This window comes from Streptomyces fuscigenes (assembly GCF_021556455.1).
Classification (GTDB): domain Bacteria; phylum Actinomycetota; class Actinomycetes; order Streptomycetales; family Streptomycetaceae; genus Streptomyces; species Streptomyces fuscigenes.
Genome location: NZ_JAKGCV010000495.1, coordinates 1 through 3,827, shown reverse-complemented (window position 1 = coordinate 3,827; position 3,827 = coordinate 1). Strand labels below are relative to the sequence as shown.

Genomic DNA, 3,827 nt, shown 5'->3' with positions numbered 1-3,827 from the left:
CGGCGAACCCGTCGACAGCGCCTTGTGGGAGGAGCTCGCGGCCCACAGCAACCTCCTGGTCTTCAACTTCTACGGCCCGACGCGCCCTGGGGGCCGGCGGGCGCGGTGACCCGCGCCCGCCTCCGCCCCGCCCCGCCGCCGGCGGGGAGGAGACCGGGGCGGGGCGGAGGCGGGTGAGCGTCAGCCGATGACCTTGTCGATGGTCTTCGTCGCCGCGGACCAGGCGGCGGCCGGCTTCGTGCCCCGCTGCTCCATGTTGTTGATCTGGTTGGAGATCGTGTCCTTGATCACGCCGTCCTTCGGGCCGAGGACCGCCGCGGGGATCGAGGAGGCCTCCTCCGCGTAGATCTTGCCGATCGGCGCGTTGTTGAAGTACGGGAGCTTCGCGTTCTGCACGTCCGGCAGCGCGTACGCGCCCTGGTTGGACGGGAAGACGCCGATCGCCTTGAAGACGGCGGCCTGCTGCGCGGGCGCCGTGAGCCACTTGACCAGGTCGGTGGCCTCCTTCACGTGCTTGCCGCTCTTGGGCACGGAGAGGAAGGAGCCGCCCCAGTTGGCGGCCGCGGTGCCGGGCGCCTTGGCGATGTCCCACTTGCCGGAGAACGACGGGCCCGAGGCGTCGGAGATCTGGCCGGCCATCCACGCCGGGCAGACGACCGTGGCGATGGTGCCCTTGCGCAGGGCCGCCTTCCACGGGTCGTTGAACTGGGCGAGGCCCTGCGTCAGCTTCTTGCTCGCGGCCTCCGCCGCCAGGTTCCAGCCCTGCTTCACGCTGGGGCTGGTCTTGTAGACGGCCTTGCCGTCCTTGTCGTAGTACTGCTGCGAGCTGGAGCTGACGACGGCGTTGTACATGGCGCTGGCGGAGTCCATGAAGTACGTGCCCGCGGGCGCCTTCTTCTTGTACTTCTCGCCCAGCTTGAGGTAGTCCTCCCAGCCGCCCGCGAGGAGCTTCGCGACCTGGTCGCGGTCCGTCGGCAGGCCGGCCTTCTGGAACAGGTCGCGGCGGTAGCACAGGGACATCGGGCCGATGTCGGTGCCCGCGCCGACGACCTGGCCGCCCGACGTGGTGGCCTGCGCCGACTTCCAGCTCACCCAGGCCTTCGGGTCGATCGACTTGCTGAGGTCCACGAAGGAGTCGGCCTTCGTGTCGACGACCTCCTTGATGCGCCCGACCTCGATGCCGGTCACGTCCGCGAGGCCGCTGCCCGAGTTCAGCTCCTGGAGCAGCTTCGGGTAGTAGACGGTCTCGTCGGCGGTGACGTCCTCCTTCACCGTGATGTTGGGGTGCAGCTTGTGGTACTTGGCGAACAGGTCGGCTTCCTTGTAGCCGAACTGCCCGTAGTCCGCGACGGTCAGCGTGATCTGCCCGTTCGCCGAGTCCGAGCCGGCGTCGTTCGTGTCGCTGCTGCAACCCGTCAGCAGCAGCGCCGAGGCGGCGAGGACCGCGGTCGTGACGGCCGCGGCGCCCCCTCTGCCTCGACGGCTACCGACAGTGCGGGTGATGCGCATTCCACTACTCCTTGTGTCCGGGAGGAGGACCTGGTTCCGGGGTGATCCGGCGGCGGCCGGCCCGGGGCCGGCGGTGGGACCGGTGCGTGCCGGCGCGTGCCGTGACCGGCGTACGGTGTCGGGAACGGATTGGGAGCGCTCCCAATCCCGTGCTGCTGGAAGACTCACGCCAAGAGGGGCCAAGTGTCAACACTTGAAGTCGGTTTCGTTGCCGGAGCGTGTCCTGCCGCCCGCACGCCCCTGCGGCGCCGTCCGGGCACGGGCCGGCGCGACGGCCCGGAGCCAGGGGTGGACCATGGCCGGGAAGCCGTGGTCACAATGAGGCCACCCCGCCCGCACGAGGCGCGCGCAGAGCTGGAAGGTGAACGATGAGTCGAGTCGCGAAAGGGCCCGCGGTCAGGGGTTCCGCACGCCCGACGCTGGAGGCCGTGGCGGCGCGCGCCGGGGTCGGCAGGGGCACGGTCTCCCGCGTGGTCAACGGCTCGCCGGGCGTCAGCGCCAAGGCGCGGGCCGCGGTGGAGAAGGCCATCGCAGAGCTCGGGTACGTGCCGAACAGGGCGGCGCGCACTCTCGTCACAAGTCGAACGGACTCCGTCGCGCTCGTCATACCGGAGGCCGAGACGCGGCTCGTCGCCGAACCGTACTTCTCGGACACCATCCGGGGGGTGACGGCCGGTCTCGCCGAGACCGACATGCAGCTCCTGCTGATCCTCGTGCGCACGGCCAAGGAACGCGAACGGCTGGCCGCTTACCTGTCCGCGCAGCGCGTGGACGGCGTGCTGCTCGTGTCCGTGCACGCGGACGACCCGCTGCCCACACTGCTGGAGAAGCTGGACATGCCCGCGGTGCTGGGCGGCCGGCGCTCGGACCGCGAGCCGCTCAGCTACGTGCACGCGGACAACGCGTCCGGCGCCCGCATCGCCGTCGAGCACCTGCTGGCGCGCGGCCGGCGGAGGATCGCGACGATCACCGGACCGCTCGACATGGAGGTCGCGCGTGCCCGCCTGGACGGCTACCGCACCGCGCACGGCGGGACGTCCCCGGCCGAGGACCTGGTGGCGCACGCCGACTTCACGGAGGAGGGCGGGGTGCGCGCGATGCGCGAACTCCTCGCGCGCCGACCGGATCTGGACGCCGTGTTCGCCGCCTCGGACGTGATGGCGGCGGGCGCGATGCAGGTCCTGCGCGAGGCGGGGCTACGGGTTCCCGGGGACGTCGCGGTCGTCGGCTTCGACGACTCGATCGTGGCCCGGCACACGGACCCGCCGATGACGAGCGTGCGCCAGCCGATCGAGGAGATGGGCCGGACCATGGCCCAGATGCTGCTGGACGAGATCGCCCACCCGGGCCTCCCGCACCGCCATGTCGTGCTGGTGACGGAGCTGGTCGTGCGCGAGTCGTCCTGAGTGACGGAAGGGGGTGCGACGCGGGGTGCGACGGGGGCCGTACGGGCCGGGGGCGCCTGCCGGGTACGCGTCCGGAGCCCCGCCGACCGGGTACGGGCCCGGCCGGGCGCCGGGTGCCGGCCGGGTCCGGGCCTTCGGGAGCGGCGCCGGCAGGGAGCCCGGGACCGGCGCCCGGTCCCGGCCCTGCCCTCAACCCGTGGGGCAGGCACCGCCCTTGACGGTGAGCCGTCGTCCCCCGGCCTCCACGGTGACCCGCACGGGCTCGCTGCCGGCCGAGGGCGCCGAGGTGGCCGCCGCGTCCGGGCCGATCGCCCCTCCCGCGACGGGGTGGGCGCCTCCGTCCGCGAATCGTGCCTGCTCCTGGGCGTGCAGTGCGTCGGCGGCCGTACACAGCAGCTGCCGCAGCCCGGGGACGGAGAGGTGGCCGGTGCCTGCGGGCAGCCGGACGACGACGGACGAGCCGTCCGCGAGGACCGTGGGCGGACCCGCCGTTGCGGGCAGTTCGGTGGTCAGCACGTCCGCCTCGGCGCTCGTCGGGCCGGCGAACAGGGCGCGCACGGCCGCCACGACCGACGGGGCGCCCGGCCTGGGCACCTGACGCAGCGTTCCGTACCGGCGGCGCGCGGAGGCGCCGCCGTCCGCACCGTCGCCTCCGCTTGGTTCCCCGGCCCCTTGCGGCGGGGACGCCGCGGGCGATCCGCCCGTGCCGCCGGGGGCTCCCGTCGTGCCGCCGGCCGTTTCCGTCGCCTCCCCGGATCCGCCCGCGCCGTCCGGGGCCCGTGCGTAGAAGTACACCGTGAGGGACGGCCGCAGCCCGGTCGCGGGCTCGCCCGCCTGCACGACGTCGGAGGGCCGCACCCCGCACCCGGCGGCCGCCGCGAGGAGCGCGGGCACGAGCAGCAGGCCGCGCAG

At 73.4% G+C, this 3,827-nt stretch carries 3 protein-coding genes; 1 reads left to right on the top strand and 2 read right to left on the bottom strand.

What is annotated here, in order from left to right; translation table 11 throughout:
- Nucleotides 1-180: 180 nt before the first annotated feature.
- Nucleotides 181-1,509, bottom strand: coding sequence for an ABC transporter substrate-binding protein (locus L1885_RS25205; protein ID WP_235799474.1), 1,329 nt, complete (start codon nucleotides 1,507-1,509; stop codon nucleotides 181-183).
- 368 nt (nucleotides 1,510-1,877) lie between these two features.
- On the opposite strand from L1885_RS25205, the gene L1885_RS25200 reads away from it, so the two are divergent.
- A complete protein-coding gene (locus L1885_RS25200; RefSeq protein WP_235799473.1) occupies nucleotides 1,878-2,915 on the top strand; it encodes a LacI family DNA-binding transcriptional regulator in 1,038 nt (345 codons plus the stop codon).
- 189 nt (nucleotides 2,916-3,104) lie between these two features.
- On the opposite strand, the gene L1885_RS25195 is transcribed toward L1885_RS25200, so the two are convergent.
- Nucleotides 3,105-3,827, bottom strand: a 723-nt coding sequence (locus L1885_RS25195; RefSeq protein ID WP_235799472.1) for a hypothetical protein, incomplete at its 5' end; no start/stop codon positions are given.

Excerpts from the sequence above, each read along its gene's own strand:
- L1885_RS25205 (WP_235799474.1), bottom strand. The coding sequence starts at position 1,509 with ATGCGCATCACCCGCACTGTCGGTAGCCGTCGAGGCAGAGGGGGCGCC.
- L1885_RS25200 (WP_235799473.1), top strand. The coding sequence starts at position 1,878 with ATGAGTCGAGTCGCGAAAGGGCCCGCGGTCAGGGGTTCCGCACGCCCG.